Raw genomic sequence first — 17,371 nt, forward strand, 5'->3', positions numbered from 1 at the left:
AACAAAGAGGTGACCTGATGACTACGACACCACTGGACTCGCATCGTCAAGCGAACTCCACCAGTCCTGACCTCGCCACGGCCTTGGAGACAATCGCCGACCGCGGTGTGGAATTCGTGTATTTCCAAGCGATCACCATCACCGGCCGCGTCGTCGGCAAGGTGGCACCGGCCCGGCACTTCGAACGCCTGGCCGTCAAAGGGGTGCAACAGCACCAGACCGCCGTCGCCAATCTGCAGGGCACTCGCGAGGGTGTGCTGCTGGCCGGCGGGGTGAATGCCCCCGAGTACACCGCCGTCCCGGATCTGGAGACCTTCGCGGTTCTCCCGTGGGACACCAGCTTCGCCCGGGTGTTCTGCCGGCTCTACGAACCGGACCACCTCACCGAGGGTGCCGGTGCGGAATTCGCTTGCGACACCCGAGGGTTGTTGCGGCGCATGCACACCGCGTTCATCGACCGGACCGGCCTGGAATTGCGCACCGGCTGTGAGCCGGAAATGACCTGGCAGGGTGAGGGTCTGGAAGCAAGCTTCCGGCCCGGATCGAGCCCGGCCTACCACATCGAGCACCTCGAACGGAACCGGCCGATCGTCAAGAAGGTGATCGAGTACGCGCAGGCGCTCGGGCTGGACATGATCGAAGGCGACTACGAGGACGAGTTCCAGGTCGAGCTCAACTTCATGTACGACCGCGCCGATCTCACCGCCGACCGGCTCACCACCTACCGCCAGATCTGCAAGCAGGTGGCGCGCGAACTCGGCATCCACGCGAGCTTCATGCCCAAACCGGCCACCGGGATGATGGGCAACGGCTGCCACCACAACCTCAGCTTGTGGCGCGACGACGACGTGAACGTCCTCGTCGACCCGGGAATCACCGAACTGCACCTGTCCGAGGTCGGGCAGCACGCACTCGGTGGGCTGCTGGCACATACGGCCGGGGCCATGCTCGTCAATGGCTCTACCGTCAACTCCTACAAGCGGTATTGGGACGCAGGACAATTCGCGCCGTCGCGGATCAACTGGGGTTTGGACAACAAGACCTGCACGGTCCGGCTGTCGGCCAACGGGCGCCTCGAGTACAAGCTGCCCGACGCGAGCGTGAACCCCTACTTGTCGCACGCGGTGATCCTCGCGGCGTGCGAGGACGGCATGAAGAACGCGATCGACCCGGGGCAGCCGACACAGGGCTCGTCCTACGACACCCCGCAGGACACGCGATTCCCGGCATTGCCGTTGACGCTGGGCGAGGCGATTGACGCGTTCCGTGCGGACGAGGTGCTGACGCAAGCGTTCGGACCGAAGTTGTCGGAACTGCTCATCGACTTCCATGCCGATGAGTGGGCTCGATTCTGTGGATACGTCACTGATTGGGAGCGCGATATGTACTGGGATGACACGCCGTGAGGGCCACACTGAGGCTCGCCTGCCTCGACGCCGAAGCGCCGCCGCTGTTTTCGCTGTGGACACCTGAGGAAGGCCGCAAGGGCTACGAACCCGGCGTGGCCGAGGCTCTGGGTGCCGAACTCGGCCGACCGGTCGAGTGGGTCCGAGTGCCGTGGGTCGACATGATCCCCGCAGTGCAGCGCGGCGATGCCGACGCGGTGCTGTGCGGACAGGGCATCACCGCCGACCGGTTGGCCCAGGTCGACTTCACCCGGCCCTACGCCATCTTCCACGAGGGTGTGCTCGTTCGGCGCGGCGCCGGCATCCATGGCCCCGATGACCTGGTGGGCCGTAAGGTTGCCGCGATCGAGAACAGCACGAACATGGCGCTCGTCGAAACCTTCAGCGGCGCAGTGCCGGTGGCTTTCGGACCGGGTTCCGACGACGTGTATGCCGACATGCTGGCCGCGTTGCTCGCCAAAGACGTCGACGCCGTTGTCGATGATGACGTCGTATTCGTCCCGCTCGGCGCCACGCACCCCGACTACGAACTCGCCTTCACCGTGCAGACCGCCAACAAGTGGGGGATCGCGGTGGCCAAGGACCGGCCCGACACGCTGTCCGAGCTCGATGCCGCGCTCCTCCGCCTCATCGAGTCGGGCCGTCTGCGCGATGTGTGGAAGGAATGGCTGCCGACGCTCGACTACCCGTTCGGGGATTGAGGTGAGCAGACCGCTCGTGGCCGTGGTCGGCCGCCGGGCCGCTCAAGTGCCGATCCTGCGCTTCTCGGCAACCCTGGCCGCCGAAGCCATCTGCGAAGCTGTGTGGTCGGCAGGCGGCGAGCCGGTCGTCCTGCACGGCCCCGCTGCCGATCCGGTGGCCGAATTGCCGGACCGCTTGGTGGGTTTCGACGGCGTGCTACTTCCGGGCGGTGCTGACATCGAACCCTGCCGCTACGGACAGGCATCCGCACCGCAGACGCGCGACACGGTGGCGTTTCAAGACGAATTCGACCTCGGCGTCACCCGAGCGGTCATCGAACTCGACATGCCGACCCTCGCGATCTGCCGGGGTATGCAGGTGCTCAACGTCGCGCTCGGCGGCACCCTCACTCAACATGTGTACGAGACGAACATCCCGCACCACAACGCGATTCACGATGTCACGGTGGTGAGCGGCTCGCGGCTGCACGCCATTGTGGGCCGCGAGAGCATCGCGGTGTCGTCCTATCATCATCAAGCTCTCGACCGGCTCGCCGCCGGCTTGACGGTCACCGCCGTCGCCACCGACGGCATCATCGAGGCCGCCGAGCATCGGCGCTCCGACATCGTCGCCGTCCAGTGGCACCCGGAGGACCGGCACGCCACATCGGACACCGACGCCGCACTGTTCGCCGATCTGGTGGATCGAGCCCGTAAACGAAAGGAATCTCAGTGACGATCGTCGAGCCCGCCGAAGACCGGGTGCGCCGCGAGGACGTGATCCCGGATCTGTCGATGCCGGAAACGCCCCGGGCGCATGTCTGTGTCCTGGCCTCGCTCAACTTTCCGGACATCAGTGCTGCGGACGTCGCACTGATCAGGCGGTTCACCCGGGTCGCGTTGACCACGTTGAATGGACTCGGTGCATCGTACGAACTGTGGGATACCACAGATGCACTCGATAAGCCCTCTGCCGCAGGCGAGTTCGACGGGTTGCTGTTGCTCGGGGGTGGTGACATCGACGGCTCCTGCTACGGCGTGAGCACGCCCAACCCGAAGGCCTACGGTGTCGACGCGCGCGCCGACCGCGACGCGTTCATCGCCATCGCCGCCGCCGAAGCCGCCGATCGGCCGGTCTTCGGCATCTGCCGGGGCTCGCAGCTTCTCAACGTGGCCCGAGGCGGCAGCATCATTCCCGACATCGTCGACTACAAGCTGCACCACGGCGCGCCTGGGGAACCGGAGTTCGTCGACGAACCGATCGACATCATGCCGGGCACCCGGCTCGCGTCGATTCTGGACACCGAGCGGGTCGTCGGCCGATCCGGCCATCACCAGGCGGTCGACCGCGTCGGTGACGGGCTTGTGGTCGCTGCCCGGGCGTTGGATGGCATCGTCGAAGGCATCGAGGACCCGGAGCGCTTCTACCTCGGCGTGCAATGGCACCCCGAGGACGAATACGGGCCGGAGGCTGACCGAATGCGATTGTTCGGTGCGTTTGTCGCGGCCGCGGAGCAGGCCCGCCGGCAGAATGTGGCCACGGCGGCACTGCGCGAGTAAGACTGCTCCTGTGGCGATCACTGCGCGGGGCTTGGCTCAGGTGGAGAGTTTGGGCCTGTCGTTGGTGGCTGGAGTGCAGGCCGCCGACCGCGAAATCGCCTGGGCGCACGCCATCGAGCTCGCCGACCCCACCCCGTATCTGGCCGGGGGCGAGCTCGTGATGACGACAGGCATCAACATCGGTGCCGACGCCGCGGCGCAATCCACGTACATCGGCCGGCTGGCGGTGGCGGGTACGGCTGCACTGGCCGTCGACACCGGCACCACATTCGCCGACGTGCCAGCCGGCGTCCGTGCCGCCGGCGATGAAACCGGGATGCCGGTGCTGAAGGTGCCTGCCTCGACGCCGTTCATCGCGATTGCACGGGTGGTGGTCGATGCCCTCAAGGCCGACGAACTCCGATCGGTGCAGCGCGTGGTCGATCAACAGGAGGTCCTGGCCAGGGCGACGCTGCGGGGCGGTATCCCTGGTGTCGTGAGTGCACTCGCCGACTGCTTGTCGGCGTCCGTCGTCGTTGTCGATACCGACAACACCGTGTTGGCGACGGGTGGCCCCGAACGGGACCGGCTGATCGGGGTGTTGTCGGACTCGGTTGCACCAGGCCGTCGGCACGGCGGTTACGTGACCGCCGACGGCGACGCCTTTGTGACGATCCAGAACCTGCGGGCCGCCCAGCCGGTCCGTGGCCGGCTTGTGGTGCGGACGGTTGGGCCGATGTCCAACTCGGACCGCCTGCTCGTCGCGCATGCGGTGTCCCTGATCTCGATCGCCATCGAGAAGCCGGAGCGGGTCAGCGACGCCGAGCAGTTGTTGCGCACCGCGGTGACACGTGAAATATTGTGCGGCTCCGGCACAGTGGACAGCGCGGTGTTGCGCTACTTCGGCTTTGAACCCGAGAGCGAAGTCGTCGTGGTGGTGTTCAACAACGTGGGCCCGGTATTGGCGGCTGAACAAGCCATCGGTCGTCTGCTGAGCACCTTCCTGATGGCGCCGATCGGCGACGAACTCGTGATCGTCCTGCCGGAGGCTGGAAGCCGGAGTCGACTTCTCGCCGTGATCTCTGAGTACGAGCTCAAGCCGGGCGGCGGAGCCAGCCTCCCCATCCGGATCGGAGATATCGCGGTGGGCCTGGAACAGGCCCGTCTCGCGGCACGGTCCAGTGGGGGATTCACCGAGTTCAGCGAATTAGGCGCCTACGGAGTACTTCTCGGCGGCCGAAGTAGCGCCGAACTCAGGGTCCTCGCCGACCCGGTCGATCCCTTGGTGGACGACGAATCGGTCGACACTCTCGAGGCATTTCTGCGGCGCAATGGTCAGGTCGAAGCCGCTGCAGCTGATCTGGGGGTTCACCGCCACACGATGCGCAACCGCTTGCGTCGTATCAGCGAGGTGTTGGGCGACGACCTGCAGTCAGCAGACAGCCGGACGCAACTGTGGCTGGCACTCAAAGCCCGAAGACTACTGTCGGGCCGACGACCTGGATAGGGCTACCCGAGCTGAGGCGGCCCACTTCGATAGGTGACCGGGGTTGCCGACATTGTCACCGGATTCGCCACTTGCGGGGTGGGCGACCCGGGCACTGACACCTCCGCCTCGATCCCGAGCCGGCGCGCGAATGCGAATGCCTCGGCCAGATCGTTGATCGGGCCGGCAGGCACACCGACCGCCGTGAGTGCGGTGTACCAGTGGTCGGCACCGTCGGTCTTCAGCTCGGTTTCGAGCACAGCGCACAGTGCATCCCGGTTGGCCACCCGCTGTGGATTCGATGCGAACCGTGGATCGTCGGCTAGCTCCGGCTTGCCCAGAGCGTTGACGAAAGCGCGGAACTGCTTGTCGTTTCCGACCGCGATCGCGATGGGACGGTCGGCGGTGTCGAAGGTCTGGTAGGGCGCGATGCTGGGGTGACGGTTGCCCATGATCTGCGGCACCGCGCCGGCTCCCAGGTAGCCCGATGCCTGATTCACCATGGACGACAACAGGACCGACAGGAGGTTGGTATCGACGCGTTGTCCCTCGCCGGTACGGGTTCGGTGGTTCAGTGCGGCGAGGATTCCGCTCGATGCATGAAGACCGGCCAGCACATCGACCAGTGCCACACCGGCTTTGGTGGGATCGCCCGGTTCGGTGCCGGTCACGCTCATCAAGCCACCGACGGCCTGCACCAGCAGATCATATCCGGGCAGGTCAGCGCCGCCGTCGCGGCCGAAGCCGGTGATCGAGCAATAGATGATGTCGGGACGGATCGCGCGCAGGTCGTCGTACCCGAGCCCGAGCTTCTCCATGGTGCCCGGCCGGAAGTTCTCCACCACGATGTCGGCCCCGCGGACCAGCTCGCGGGCGCGCTGCGTGTCGGTGGGATCGGTCAGATCCAGCACGACGGAGCGCTTGTTGCGGTTGACCGCGTTGAAATATGTTGCCACGCCGGCGGAATCGTAGGGCGGTCCCCACTGCCGGGTGTCATCGCCAGTGCCGGGGCGCTCGACTTTGATGACCTCGGCGCCGAAGTCGCCGAGCATCATGGTCGCGTACGGCCCGGCGAGCACCCGGCTGAAATCCACCACGACGATGCCGTCCAGTGCGGCCCCGTTCATGCGCGATCCCGCTTCGTTCGGATCTGTGCGCTCATCAGTGCGCTCTCTTCTTCGCGCAAGCGCTCATCAGTGCGTTCTGTTCTTCGCGCAAGCGCTCATCAGTGCGTTCTGTTCTTCGCGCAAGCGCTCATCAGCGGAACGCGGCCTGACCGGTCAGCGCCTTGCCGATGGACAGCAGATGCATCTCGGACGTGCCCTCATAGGTCAGCACGGATTCCAGGTTGTTGGCGTGGCGCAGGGGCGAGTACTCCAACGTGATTCCACTGCCACCCAACATGGTTCTGCATTCGCGGGCGATCGCGATGGCCTCGCGGACATTGTTGAGTTTGCCCAACGAAACCTGCTCGGGGCGCACACCCTCGGCGTCCTTGATGCGGCCCAGGTGGATCGCCAGCAGCATGCCCTTGCCTAGCTCGACGGTCATGTTGGCCAGCTTCTCCTGGGAGAGCTGGAAACTCGACAGAGGCCGGTCGAACACCTCGCGCGACTGCGCGTACGCGATCGTCGTCTCCAGGCTGTCGCGAGCAGCGCCGAGCGAACCGAACACGATGCCGAACCGAGCCTCGTTGAGGCAGGACAGCGGTGCGCCCAGGCCCTCAGCCAGTGGCAACTGCGCCGAGGCGGGCAGCCGGACATTGTCGAGCACCAGTTCGGAGGTCACCGAAGCCCGCAGCGAGAGCTTGCGGTGAATCTCGTTGGCGGTGAAGCCCGGTGTGTCGGTCGGCACCAGGAAGCCGCGGATGCCGTCGTCGGTCTGCGCCCAGACGGTCGCCACGTCGGCGAAGTTGCCGTTGGTGATCCACATCTTGGTGCCGTTGAGCACCCAGTCTGCGTTTTCTCCGGCGCCGGAGCGCTTTGCGCGGGTGCGCATGCCGGCGGGGTTGGAGCCGAAGTCGGGTTCGGTCAGGCCGAAGCAGCCGATCGCGTCGCCGGTCGCCAGTCGCGGCAGCCATTCGTTCTTCTGCTCCTCGGATCCGTAGCGGTGGATCGAGAACATCGACAGCGAGCCCTGCACCGACACGAAACTGCGGAACCCGCTGTCACCGGCTTCGAGTTCCATACAGGCCAGGCCGTAGCTGACGGCGTTGGTGCCCGCGCAGCCGTAGCCGTCCAGATGCATGCCGAGGACGCCGAGCTTGCCGAACTCCCTGCCGAGTTCTTTTGGCAGCGTCGCTGATTCGAACCACTGCTCGACGTTCGGCTTGAGTTGGGTGTCGACGAATTTGCGTACTGTGGCGGCAATGTCGCGTTCGTCGTCGTCGAGCAGCCGGTCGGTGTCGAACAACTCCAGCGGCGCGTAGGTGTCCTTCTTGGCCGGTGTGGTCGGTGCTGTTGTTGCGGTCATGGTCAACTCCTTGTCAGAGATTCGCAAAGCCGCCGCGTACGACCTCGAAGGCCTCGGCGAGCAGGTCGTCGGAGATGGTCAGCGGCGGCAGGAAGCGTAGGACATTGCCGAAAGTTCCTGCCGTCAAGGTCAATACGCCGTTGTTCTGGCAGTGGCGCGTGAGTGCTGCGACGGCGTCGCGGTTGGGTTCGCGGGTGCCGGGTGCCACCAGCTCGGCGGCAATCATGGCGCCTCGGCCCCGGATTTCGCCGATGACGTCGGTGGTCGTGGCGATGTCGCGCAGCTGTTCCACCATCAGGTCACCGATCGCGCGGGCGCGCGCGATCAGCCCGCCGGTCTCGATCTCCTCGAACACTCCGAGGGCGGCGGCGCACGCCACCGGGTTACCGCTGTAGGTGCCGCCGATGCCGCCTGAGTGCGCGGCGTCCATGACGTCGGCGCGGCCGGTGACGGCGGCCAGCGGCATGCCGCCGGCCAAACCCTTTGCGGTGGTGATTAGGTCGGGCACCAGGCCTTCGTGCTCGCAGGCGAACCAGGCGCCGGTGCGCGCAATGCCGGTCTGTACCTCATCGGCGACGAGCAGGATGCCGCGGTCGCGGCAGAACTCGGCCACCTTGGCGAGGAAGCCTGGGGCGGGCTCGATGAATCCACCCTCACCCTGGATGGGTTCGACCACGACGCACGCCACGGCGTCGGCGCCGAGCTGGGCGTCGATCAATTGCGCGAACTGGCTGAACGCTTCGTCGGCGCAGTTCTCGGGACCAGACGGCCACCGGTAGGGATAGGCCATCGGTGCCCGGTACACCTCCGGCGCGAACGGGCCGAAGCCGTGCTTGTACGGCTGGTTCTTGGCCGTCATGGTCATGGTGAGCAGTGAGCGGCCGTGGAACGCATGGTCGAACACGACGACCGCGGAGCGTCCGGTGGCGGCGCGCGCGTATTTGACGGCGTTCTCGACGGCCTCGCTGCCGGTGTTGAACAGCGCGGTCCGCTTGTCGTGATCGCCGGGCGTGAGCCGGTTCAACGCCTCGGCGACCTCGATGTACGGCTCGTACGGGGTGGCCAGGAAACACGTGTGGATGTAGCGCTCGAGCTGGGCGGCCGCTTTGGAGACGACGGCGGGCGCCGCGTTGCCGACGGTGGTGACTGCGATTCCGCTGCCGAGGTCGATGAACGAGTTGTCGTCCACGTCCACCACGACACCACCGCCGGCCGCGGCCACGTACACGCCGGCCGCGCTTGCCAGCCCGGCCGGTAGAGCCGCGGCCCGGCGCGCGGCCAGCTCGAGCGAGCGGGGGCCGGGAATGTCGGTGCGGACACGGCGCACTTGCTGCAGTGCAGGCCCGCCCACCAGAGAGGCAGTCATAGGTCCAGGCTAGGCCTGCCGTCCCGATCGACCGATGGCCGATCTGTACAAGCGAACGTCGAACAATGTCCGATTCGGTGGTTACCGGGCAGCCGGTCGGCGGCACGCGTCTACCGGGAAACTTCGAACGCTCAGTGACCGCAAGCCTGCGGGCTTGTTTATATTGTGGGCCTGTGCTCATAATGTGAGTGAGCCGTAGATCACACAGGGTGTCGTCTGTGATGTAACCCCGCGGCTGACAAGAGCCGTTCGAGGAGTTTGCGCATGTCAGACACTGCAGTGCTGATCAATACCGCGGTAGCGATCCTCGCCGTCGTGGTGATGATTGTGAGGTTCAAGTTCAACCCCGTCGTATCCCTGGTGATCGGCTCCGCCTACCTCGGGTTGGTGGTCGGCCTGGGGGTTGAGAAGACCATCGAAGCCATCACCGGCGGCTTCGGAGAGATCATGGCCGAGGTGGGCCTGCTGATCGCCTTCGGTGTGCTGATGGGCGCAATCCTGCAGCAGACCGGCGCGATACAGCGACTGGTCGAATTATTGCTTCGGGTGTTCGGGCCGAAGCGGATGCCGTATGCGATGTCGCTGACGATCGCTACGGCGCTGCAGTCCATCTTCCTCGACGTGCTGCTGGTCATTTCCGCACCACTGGCCCGCGATCTCGCCAAGCGGATCGGCAAGAACGGCACCGCTCGGATGGCGGTGGCGATGGCTATCGGTCTGGAATGCGGAATCGTGCTGACGGTCCCGGGTGTCGGCGCACTGGCCCTCGCCGGACTGCTTGAAGTGCCGCTGGGCAAGATGCTGCTCTTCGGTGTGTGCCTCGTGATCCCGACCGTGGCGATCTCGGTGGCCATCATGTCCTTCCTGTTCAACCACGGCTGGTGGGACGCCGACCGCGACGAACAGCCCTTCCTCGGCGAAGAACCCGAAAACTTCGGGCCGACCGACCACGACTCCGACGGCGCCGGCGGCATCGCTCTGAAGACCGCGACCCAGTCGCGTACCCAGACACCTCTGCTCGTGCTGTTCGCCCCGATGTTGACCGCTCTGGTTCTCATCGCTACCGGCGCCATCCTCGACGCGGTCGACATCCACAATCCCATCGTGGCATTCGTGTCCTCACCGGTGATCGCGTTGCTGATCGGCCTCGTCGGCACCAGCTTCGTCGGCCGTTACGCGTTGGGCGCCGAGGCGATTCAGAAAGCGATCGCGACGGGCTTCAAGGAGAGCGGCCAGATCCTGATCCTCACCGGCGTGGGCGGATCGCTCGCCGCCACGATCAAGGCCGCCGGCCTCGGGGACATCCTCGGTGACTACTTCACCGCCAGCACTGCGGCACCGCTGTTGGTGGTGTGGGCCATTGCCGCCGTCCTGCACGTCGCGGTCGGCTCGGTGACGATCTCCGCGATCACCTCGGCGGGCATCCTGGCCCCGGTCGCCCCGATCATCGGCTTGGATCCGGTGCTCATCGCCCTCGCGGCTGGTGCGGGATCGCTGTTCGCAGTGCACGTCACGAGCAACACCTTCTGGTTGTTGCAGTCCCTGCTGGGCCAGTCCACGCGGGGCGCCCTGAAGACGGTGACGGTCGGTGTGTCTGTGGCCTCTGTCGTCGCGATCTTGCTCATCATGCCCGCCAGCCTGCTGTTCTAACCCAACGATCACGGAAATGCCATGACTGACAATGATATTCGCCCGCTGGCCGGCGTGCGTGTGCTCGAACTCGGCAACTACATCGCCGCGCCCACCGCCGGCCGCATGCTTGCCGATTTCGGTGCCGAGGTGATCAAGGTCGAGCGGCCGGTCACCGGCGACGAACTGCGCAACTGGCGGCTGTACTCGGGTACCACCTCCATGCTGTACCGGACCATCAACCGGAACAAGAAGTCCATCGTGCTCGACCTGAAAACCGAGCAGGGCCGGACCATTGTGCTGGACCTGCTCCGGCATTGCGACGTTCTGCTGGAGAACTTCCGGCCCGGAACACTCGAGAAATGGGGCCTGGGACCGGAACGACTCAACGAGGCCAATCCCAACCTCGTCATCACCCGCATCTCGGCGTTCGGGCAGACCGGCCCGCTGGCGGAGCGCCCCGGTTTCGCCGCCGTAGCCGAGGCATACGGCGGGCTACGCGAACTGGTCGGTGATCCCGACCGCCCGCCGGTGCGCACCGGGGTGTCGATCGGTGACTCAATTGCCGGCATCTACGCCGCGTTCGGCACCGTGATGGCGCTGTTCCAGCGGGAGCGGACGAATGTGCCTCTGGAGCAACGGATCATCGACGTCGCGCTCAACGAGTCCATCCTGTCGGTGATGGAGTCTCTGGTTCCCGACTACCTCGCCTACGGCGTCAAGCGCGAACGGGTAGGTGGCCGGATGGAAGGCATCGCGCCCAGTAACGCCTACCCGTGCGCGGACGGGAACAGCATCATCATTGCCGGCAACGGCGACGCCATCTACCAGCGATACATGACCACCATCGGGCGACCCGATCTCGCGGAAGACCCGGAGCTGCAGACCAATGCGGGACGCTGGCAGCGCCGCGACGAACTCGACGCTGCGATCGCGCAGTGGTCGAGCCGCCTGGACCGCGACGAAGCGCTCAAGCTGCTCGATGAGGCCGGTGTGCCCTCTGGGCCGATCTACACCGCCGTCGACATCTGTGGCGATGAACAGTACGAGGCACGAAACATGATCCAGCACTTCGACGTCGACACCGGTGATGCCCAACCGCAGTCGGTCGGCTTCCCCGGCATCGTGCCCGTCATCGGGGGAGCGTCGCTGCCCATTCGCAACGTCGGGCCGGACCTCGGCGAGCACACCGATGAGGTGCTGTCGAGCCTGCTGGGCCTCAGCGATCAGGAAATCGGAGCTCTCGCATGACCGTTCCACAACCGCGTCCGTACACCCCCCGCGCTGAGCTGCGCGACGTCACGCTGCGTGACGGCCTGCAACTCACGGCCAAGATGCTGCCCACCGAGACCAAAGTCGAGCTCATCCGGGAACTGCTGGCGCTCGGTGTACCGGCACTTGAGATCGGGTCGATGGCGCGGCCGGACCTGGTCCCGCCGCTGGCCGACACCCTCGACGTCGTCGCCGCACTGACTCCCGAGGAGCTGGAGAAGTGCTGGATCTGGGTGGCCACCCCGCGGCACATGGAAAAGGCGGCGGCGGCCGGAGCGCGCCACTTCCAATACTGCTTGTCTGCTTCGGATTCCCACAACAAGGCCAACATCGGCCGGGACACCGAAACCAGTGTGGCCGCGATGCCCGACGCGATCCGCATCGCCCACGAGGCCGGCGGGTCGATCCAACTGTGTATCGCCACCGCGTTCACCTGCCCCTTCGAAGGACTCATCGACCCGCGACGGGTGTGGGGCATCGCGGCGGACGAACGAACCCTCGGCGCCGTGGACGTCGTGGTGTGCGACACCATCGGGCAGGCCATTCCCACCCAGGTCCACGACCTGGTCGAAGGCCTCCGGACCTCAACGCCCCAGCGCCGCATCGTATTTCACGGCCACGACACCTGGGGCCTGGGTGTGGCCAACAGCCTCGCGGCGATCGATGCCGGGGCGACCATGGTCGACGGATCACTCGGCGGCTTGGGCGGCTGCCCGTTCGCTCCCGGCGCCAGCGGCAACACATCCACCGAGGACCTGCTGTTCGCGCTGCGCCCGGACTGGCTCACTCCCACCGAATTGTCCGCGGTAGTGGCGCTTTCGGAGAAGACACTCGCTGGAATCGGTGAGCCGAACCGATCGAAGGCGGCTCAGGGTGCGCGCTCGAGCGCGACCGCATTCCCGTGGGTGATCGGGCACTGAACGCAGGGTAGGTTCGCGACATGGCAACGGGAGACGTGGATTCGTCGGCAAAACAGCAAACCCTGCTGGTGCTGACGAAGATCACCGAGATCCTCAACGCGTTCACCTTGGCCCGTCCGGCGATGACGCTCGGCGAGATCCAGCAAGCCACCGGGCTCCCGACCTCGACCGTGCAACGGCTCGTCAGCAACATGGTCGCCCAAGGCATGTTGGACCGCGTCGGCGATCAGATCCGCATCGGCATTCGGATGTCGTACTGGGCGGCCACGGCGCGCAAGGACGTCGACGTCCTGGCGGTGGTCAACCCGGTGCTCAAGGAAGTCCGCGACAAGACCGGCGAGACCGCGTGCTTCTTCACCGTGGAACAGAACTTCCGCGTCTGTGTCGCCGTCGCGGAAACCCACCATGCATTGCGCCGGGACATGTACGTCGGCAAGGTGATTCCGCTGCACGTCGGTTCGGCGTCACGGGTACTGCTGGCTTGGCATCCCGATCTGGCGGAGAAAATTCTCAGTGCACCGCTGGAGCAGATGGCCGAAGGCACGGTCACCAGCGCCGAGGAACTTGCCGGTCTCATCTCGCGCGCCCGCTCCGACGGTTATGCCATCACCACGGGCGAGCGCGAAGACTCCGCCTCCGGGTTGTCCGCACCCGTATTCGACTCGGCCGGCGACATTCTCGGCGCGCTCACAATCAGCGGACCCACGGTCCGCATGCCGCGCAAGCAATGCGAAGAATGGGTCGACCTCGCCGTCGGCTACGCCGAACAGATCACCCGAACCCTGGGTGGGCGGCCGCCGCAGTAGCTACTCGACCACGAACACCGGGATCAACCGGTCGGTCTTGGTCTGGTATTCGGCGTAGGGCGGGTAGGCCTCGACGGCCAGCTTCCACCAGTGTTCGCGCTCCTCGCCTTCGAGTTCCCGCGCGGTCAGGTCCTTGGCGACCTTGTCGCCGTCCTGCACGGTCACGGCCGGGTTGGCCTTGACGTTGAAGTACCACGACGGGTGCTGAGGGTCGCCACCCTTCGACGCGACCATGGCGTAGCGTCCGTTTTCTTCCACCCGCATGAGTGGGACGTAGCGCTTCTTGCCGGACTTCGCGCCCGTGGTGGTGAACAGGACGATGGGTCGGTCCAGGACCTCGACTCCGTCGGTGGTGCCCTGCTCCAAAATGCGTTCGGTCTGTTCGCGAACCCAATCGGTGGGGCTCAACTCGGCTTGTTCAGTCACGTCGGCCCCAACACCGTGGGATCGGTGAATATTCCCTCGCCTGGCGAGCGTGCGTGTCTGTTGGTCGACATGCCGTGTGGGAGCGGCATTTTGCGCACGCTCGCGAGGTCCCGCGCATTCTGTCGGGGGTTCGAACTAGTGTTCGATGCATGGATTCCACGGTGGTCTCCGACCGGCTGGCCGCGTTGAGCGCGGCGGTCGAGGGCGTGCGTGGCGTGTCGTGGGGGTCGTTGTCGGCGGCCGATCTGCTCGACGTGTGTGCCGGGGTTCAGGATGTGCGCAATGTGGTGCCGGTGGTCGAGCATGCGGCGATCGCGGCGTTGGCCGAGCAGACCACCCCGGCGGTGATCGGGGCGAAGTCCTGGCCGGAGGTGATGCGGATCCGGTTGCGGATTTCCGGGGATGAGGCGCGGCGGCGGTGTCGTGATGCGATCAACCTGGGCCCTCGGACGTCGGTGACTGGTGAGGTGTTGGCGCCGCGGCGTGCGGCGACTGCGGCGGCGCAGGCGGGGGGTTGGGTGACCCCCGATCATGTGGAGGAGTTGGAGAAGTTTTTCACCAAATGCCCGGACTGGGTCGACCAGCAACGCCGGGAGCGGTTTGAGGAGAAGTTGGTGGCGGTCGCCGCCCGGGAGACCCCGGAGACGCTGGGTCAGACGGTCAATGAGGCGTTGTATTTGTTGGATCAGGATGGCGACAAGCCTGTTGATGTTCCGGTTGAGCGTAAGCGGGGCTTGACGTTTCATCCGCAGCAGGCCGATGGGTTGTCGAAGGTGTCGGGGTGGGTGACCCCGGAGTTTCGTGCGACGTGGGAACCGGCCCGCGCCAAGTACGCCGCGCCGGGGATGTGCAACCCTGACGATGAAACCCCCTGCATCAGTGGGGTGCCGTCCGAGGAGGCCATCCAGGCCGATACCCGCAGCATCGCGCAACGCACTCATGATGCGTTTCTGGCGGTGGGGCGTCATGCGTTGATGTCGGGGGAGTTGGGTCAGCACAACGGGTTGCCGGTGTCGATCATCGTCACCACCACCCTGCAGGAACTGGAAGCGGGGGCGGGGATCGCGGTGACCGCCGGCGGATCGAAACTGCCGATCCCCGATGTCATCAAGCTGGCCGCCCACGCCTGGCATTATCTGGCGGTGTTCGATGCGGCGTCGAATGTGCCGTTGTATTTCGGTCGGACCAAACGCATCGCCACCCCTGGGCAGCGGTTGTTGTTGTTCGCGCGGGATCGGGGGTGTACGCGGCCGGGGTGTACTGCGGGTGGTTATCAGTGCCAAGCCCATCATGCCGATACCGACTTCGCCAAGGGTGGGCTGACCGATATCACTGAACTTGCCCTGGGGTGTGGGCCGGATCAGCGTCTGGTCGGGCCCGGCAAGTGGACCACCCGCATCACCCACAACGGGCGCTGTGAATGGATCCCGCCGCCCCTGCTGGACATCGGCCAATCCCGCATCAACAACTACCACCACCCCCAGACCTACCTCACCGAACCCAACGAGAACCAGGACGACGGCGAAACAGACTGTCAACCAACCTGATACGACGCTCTCAGCTGCGGTTGTACGTGCCGAGTGCAATCGTCAGTGCCGCATGGCCGCACTTCTGGTCCGTCAACGGCAGATCGCCGCATCGCGGGCTGAGCTAATAATAGTTACCGGCCGACAAGTAATGACTCGCAACTGGGAGGCAAGCGGATGAGCGCGGCACCACTACCTGAAGCCCTGGCCGGTGCGCCGCTGACCGCTGTCGGCGTCGCCGTGATCCGGGCAAGAGAAACCGACCGCGATGACCGGTTGTACGACGATCCGTATGCGCGCTTGTTTGTCGAGGCGGCCGAGCGTGCCTATCTGAGTCCGACGGCACCTGCCGGCGCGGCCGAGACGTGGGAGTCGGTACTGCGACTGGCCGACGTCATGTATGAGACCCGCACGCTGGGGGTGCGCATGGCCGACGATGATCTCGTTCGGGCGGCGGCCGAAGGTCGCACGCAGATCGTGCTGCTCGGCGCCGGATTGGACACGCACGCATTTCGCTTGGACTGGCCGCAACCGGTTCAACTCTTTGAAATCGATTTTCCGCCACTGTTCGAATTCAAGGAGCGGGTACTCGCGGACGCGGCCGCACAGCCGGTGTGCGGCCGCCACGTCATACCCATAGATCTGGCCGGCTCCGATTGGCCGAATGCACTTCGTGACAGTGGATTTGAACCCGACGTTCCCACCCACTGGGTGGACCACGCGCTCATGACCCTGCCCATCGAGGTGGCCCGCGCGGGTGTGCGCTGTCTGACCGACCTTTCGGCGCCCGGCAGCCAGTACGGATTCCCGGTCATCGCCAGTGATGCCTTCCGAAGCACTTTGCGGGCGGCCGAAGCCGAGGGCCTCTATCGGAACATGCCGAACACCGAGCGAGGGCTGGGGGAGGACAGCCGCGAGTGGCTTGAAAGTATCGGCTGGACAACGTCCTTCCGACCCATGGCCGAGCTCATCGCCGGCTATCCACGCCAACTGGCGACAGAGCCCACCGGAGGCACCGTGATCGCCACCCGGCGTGCCTAACAGGTCGGGCTTCGCCGCGAATCGGAGGAGAATCGTCGTCATGACCGGTAGCGACACGACCGCATATCCGGCGGCACGCACCGTCGCCGACTTCACCCGCAACCTCCGCGACGTCGGCACGCGGATCGACGCGGCCCTGCAGCGGGCCGGACGTGCGCCCGGGGAAGTGCGGTTGTTGCCCGTGAGCAAGACGGTCGACGAGGATCGGCTGCGGCTCGCGGCGGCCGCGGGCTGCACGATGTTCGGCGAGAACAAGGTTCAGGAAGCGAAACGCAAGTGGCGCAATCTATCCGACCTTGACGTGAAATGGTCGGTGATCGGTCATCTCCAGACCAACAAGGCCAAGGATGTCGCCGAGTTCGCGGCGGAGTTCCAGGCGCTCGACAATGCGCGAACAGCAGAGGCGCTTGACAGGCGGCTGCAATCTCTGGGCCGCCACCTCGACGTCTATGTCCAGGTCAATACGTCGGGCGAGGATTCGAAGTACGGCTTGGCGCCCGAAGAGGTGATCGCGTTCCTGAGGACCCTGCCGCAGTACAGCGCACTACGACTCCGTGGGCTCATGACCATCGCCGTCTTGAGTTCCGACGTCGAACGCGTGCGGCCCTGCTTCACACTCCTGCGCAATGTGCGCAACCAGGCACGTGACCTCGACCTCGTCGGCCCGGGCGAACTGTCAATGGGCATGTCCGGCGACTACGAGGTTGCGATCGAGGAAGGCGCCACGTGCGTGCGGGTGGGGCAGGCGATCTTCGGTGCCAGGGCGACGCCGGACAGCCACTACTGGCCCGCAGGCCAGTAA

General features: G+C 65.7%; 16 protein-coding genes. 12 read left to right on the forward strand and 4 right to left on the reverse strand.

Going from position 1 to position 17,371, the window contains the following annotated elements; all coding sequences use genetic code 11:
- Positions 1 to 17: 17 nt before the first annotated feature.
- Genes ABQF30_RS04950 through ABQF30_RS04970 form a run of 5 tightly spaced genes read left to right on the forward strand, consistent with a single transcriptional unit; the run spans position 18 to position 5,132 of the window.
- The gene (locus tag ABQF30_RS04950; protein WP_448461566.1) at positions 18 to 1,406 is read left to right on the forward strand and encodes a glutamine synthetase family protein; all 1,389 of its coding nucleotides are present in this window, start codon (positions 18 to 20) and stop codon (positions 1,404 to 1,406) included.
- A complete protein-coding gene (locus ABQF30_RS04955; protein ID WP_448461568.1) occupies positions 1,403 to 2,107 on the forward strand; it encodes an ABC transporter substrate-binding protein in 705 nt (234 codons plus the stop codon). Before ABQF30_RS04950 ends, ABQF30_RS04955 begins: the two co-directional genes overlap by 4 nt.
- Before the next feature lies 1 nt (position 2,108).
- Positions 2,109 to 2,822 carry a gamma-glutamyl-gamma-aminobutyrate hydrolase family protein gene (locus ABQF30_RS04960; protein ID WP_448461570.1) on the forward strand — a complete coding sequence of 238 codons (714 nt, stop codon included), beginning with the start codon at positions 2,109 to 2,111 and terminating at the stop codon, positions 2,820 to 2,822.
- A complete protein-coding gene (locus ABQF30_RS04965) occupies positions 2,819 to 3,646 on the forward strand; it encodes a gamma-glutamyl-gamma-aminobutyrate hydrolase family protein (RefSeq protein WP_448461572.1) in 828 nt (275 codons plus the stop codon). Before ABQF30_RS04960 ends, ABQF30_RS04965 begins: the two co-directional genes overlap by 4 nt.
- Positions 3,618 to 5,132 carry a PucR family transcriptional regulator gene (locus tag ABQF30_RS04970; protein WP_448461574.1) on the forward strand — a complete coding sequence of 505 codons (1,515 nt, stop codon included), beginning with the start codon at positions 3,618 to 3,620 and terminating at the stop codon, positions 5,130 to 5,132. Before ABQF30_RS04965 ends, ABQF30_RS04970 begins: the two co-directional genes overlap by 29 nt.
- Positions 5,133 to 5,134: 2 nt before the next feature.
- Here ABQF30_RS04970 and ABQF30_RS04975 read toward each other — a convergent pair whose 3' ends face one another.
- The 3 genes from ABQF30_RS04975 to gabT all read right to left on the reverse strand — a co-directional run bounded on the left by ABQF30_RS04975 (position 5,135) and on the right by gabT (position 8,949).
- A complete protein-coding gene (locus ABQF30_RS04975; RefSeq protein WP_448461576.1) occupies positions 5,135 to 6,238 on the reverse strand; it encodes a CaiB/BaiF CoA transferase family protein in 1,104 nt (367 codons plus the stop codon).
- A gap of 130 nt (positions 6,239 to 6,368) precedes the next feature.
- Complete coding sequence (locus tag ABQF30_RS04980; protein WP_448461578.1) at positions 6,369 to 7,583, reverse strand: acyl-CoA dehydrogenase family protein; 1,215 nt, start codon at positions 7,581 to 7,583, stop codon at positions 6,369 to 6,371.
- Between the two features lie 13 nt (positions 7,584 to 7,596).
- Complete coding sequence (gene gabT, locus ABQF30_RS04985; RefSeq protein WP_448461579.1) at positions 7,597 to 8,949, reverse strand: 4-aminobutyrate--2-oxoglutarate transaminase; 1,353 nt, start codon at positions 8,947 to 8,949, stop codon at positions 7,597 to 7,599.
- Between the two features lie 264 nt (positions 8,950 to 9,213).
- On the opposite strand from gabT, the gene ABQF30_RS04990 reads away from it, so the two are divergent.
- Genes ABQF30_RS04990 through ABQF30_RS05005 form a run of 4 tightly spaced genes read left to right on the forward strand, consistent with a single transcriptional unit; the run spans position 9,214 to position 13,576 of the window.
- The gene (locus ABQF30_RS04990; protein WP_448461581.1) at positions 9,214 to 10,599 is read left to right on the forward strand and encodes a GntP family permease; all 1,386 of its coding nucleotides are present in this window, start codon (positions 9,214 to 9,216) and stop codon (positions 10,597 to 10,599) included.
- Positions 10,600 to 10,620: 21 nt separating this feature from the next.
- Entirely contained in the window at positions 10,621 to 11,829 is a 1,209-nt protein-coding gene (locus tag ABQF30_RS04995) for a CaiB/BaiF CoA transferase family protein (protein ID WP_448461583.1), read from the forward strand.
- Positions 11,826 to 12,770 carry a hydroxymethylglutaryl-CoA lyase gene (locus ABQF30_RS05000; RefSeq protein ID WP_448461584.1) on the forward strand — a complete coding sequence of 315 codons (945 nt, stop codon included), beginning with the start codon at positions 11,826 to 11,828 and terminating at the stop codon, positions 12,768 to 12,770. Before ABQF30_RS04995 ends, ABQF30_RS05000 begins: the two co-directional genes overlap by 4 nt.
- Positions 12,771 to 12,790: 20 nt before the next feature.
- Positions 12,791 to 13,576, forward strand: coding sequence for an IclR family transcriptional regulator (locus ABQF30_RS05005; RefSeq protein ID WP_448461586.1), 786 nt, complete (start codon positions 12,791 to 12,793; stop codon positions 13,574 to 13,576).
- Here the strand turns inward: ABQF30_RS05005 and ABQF30_RS05010 are convergent, their stop codons facing one another.
- Positions 13,577 to 14,002 carry a nitroreductase family deazaflavin-dependent oxidoreductase gene (locus ABQF30_RS05010; RefSeq protein ID WP_448461588.1) on the reverse strand — a complete coding sequence of 142 codons (426 nt, stop codon included), beginning with the start codon at positions 14,000 to 14,002 and terminating at the stop codon, positions 13,577 to 13,579.
- Between the two features lie 149 nt (positions 14,003 to 14,151).
- Here ABQF30_RS05010 and ABQF30_RS05015 point away from each other — a divergent pair, with 149 nt between their 5' ends.
- The 3 genes from ABQF30_RS05015 (at position 14,152) to ABQF30_RS05025 (ending at position 17,371) form a co-directional block, all read left to right on the forward strand.
- A complete protein-coding gene (locus ABQF30_RS05015; protein ID WP_448461590.1) occupies positions 14,152 to 15,549 on the forward strand; it encodes an HNH endonuclease signature motif containing protein in 1,398 nt (465 codons plus the stop codon).
- Positions 15,550 to 15,705: 156 nt separating this feature from the next.
- Positions 15,706 to 16,569 carry an SAM-dependent methyltransferase gene (locus tag ABQF30_RS05020; RefSeq protein WP_448461592.1) on the forward strand — a complete coding sequence of 288 codons (864 nt, stop codon included), beginning with the start codon at positions 15,706 to 15,708 and terminating at the stop codon, positions 16,567 to 16,569.
- 40 nt (positions 16,570 to 16,609) lie between these two features.
- Positions 16,610 to 17,371, forward strand: a complete 762-nt coding sequence (locus ABQF30_RS05025; protein WP_448461593.1) for a YggS family pyridoxal phosphate-dependent enzyme — start codon at positions 16,610 to 16,612, stop codon at positions 17,369 to 17,371.

It is taken from the genome of Mycolicibacterium sp. XJ870 (assembly GCF_053483975.1).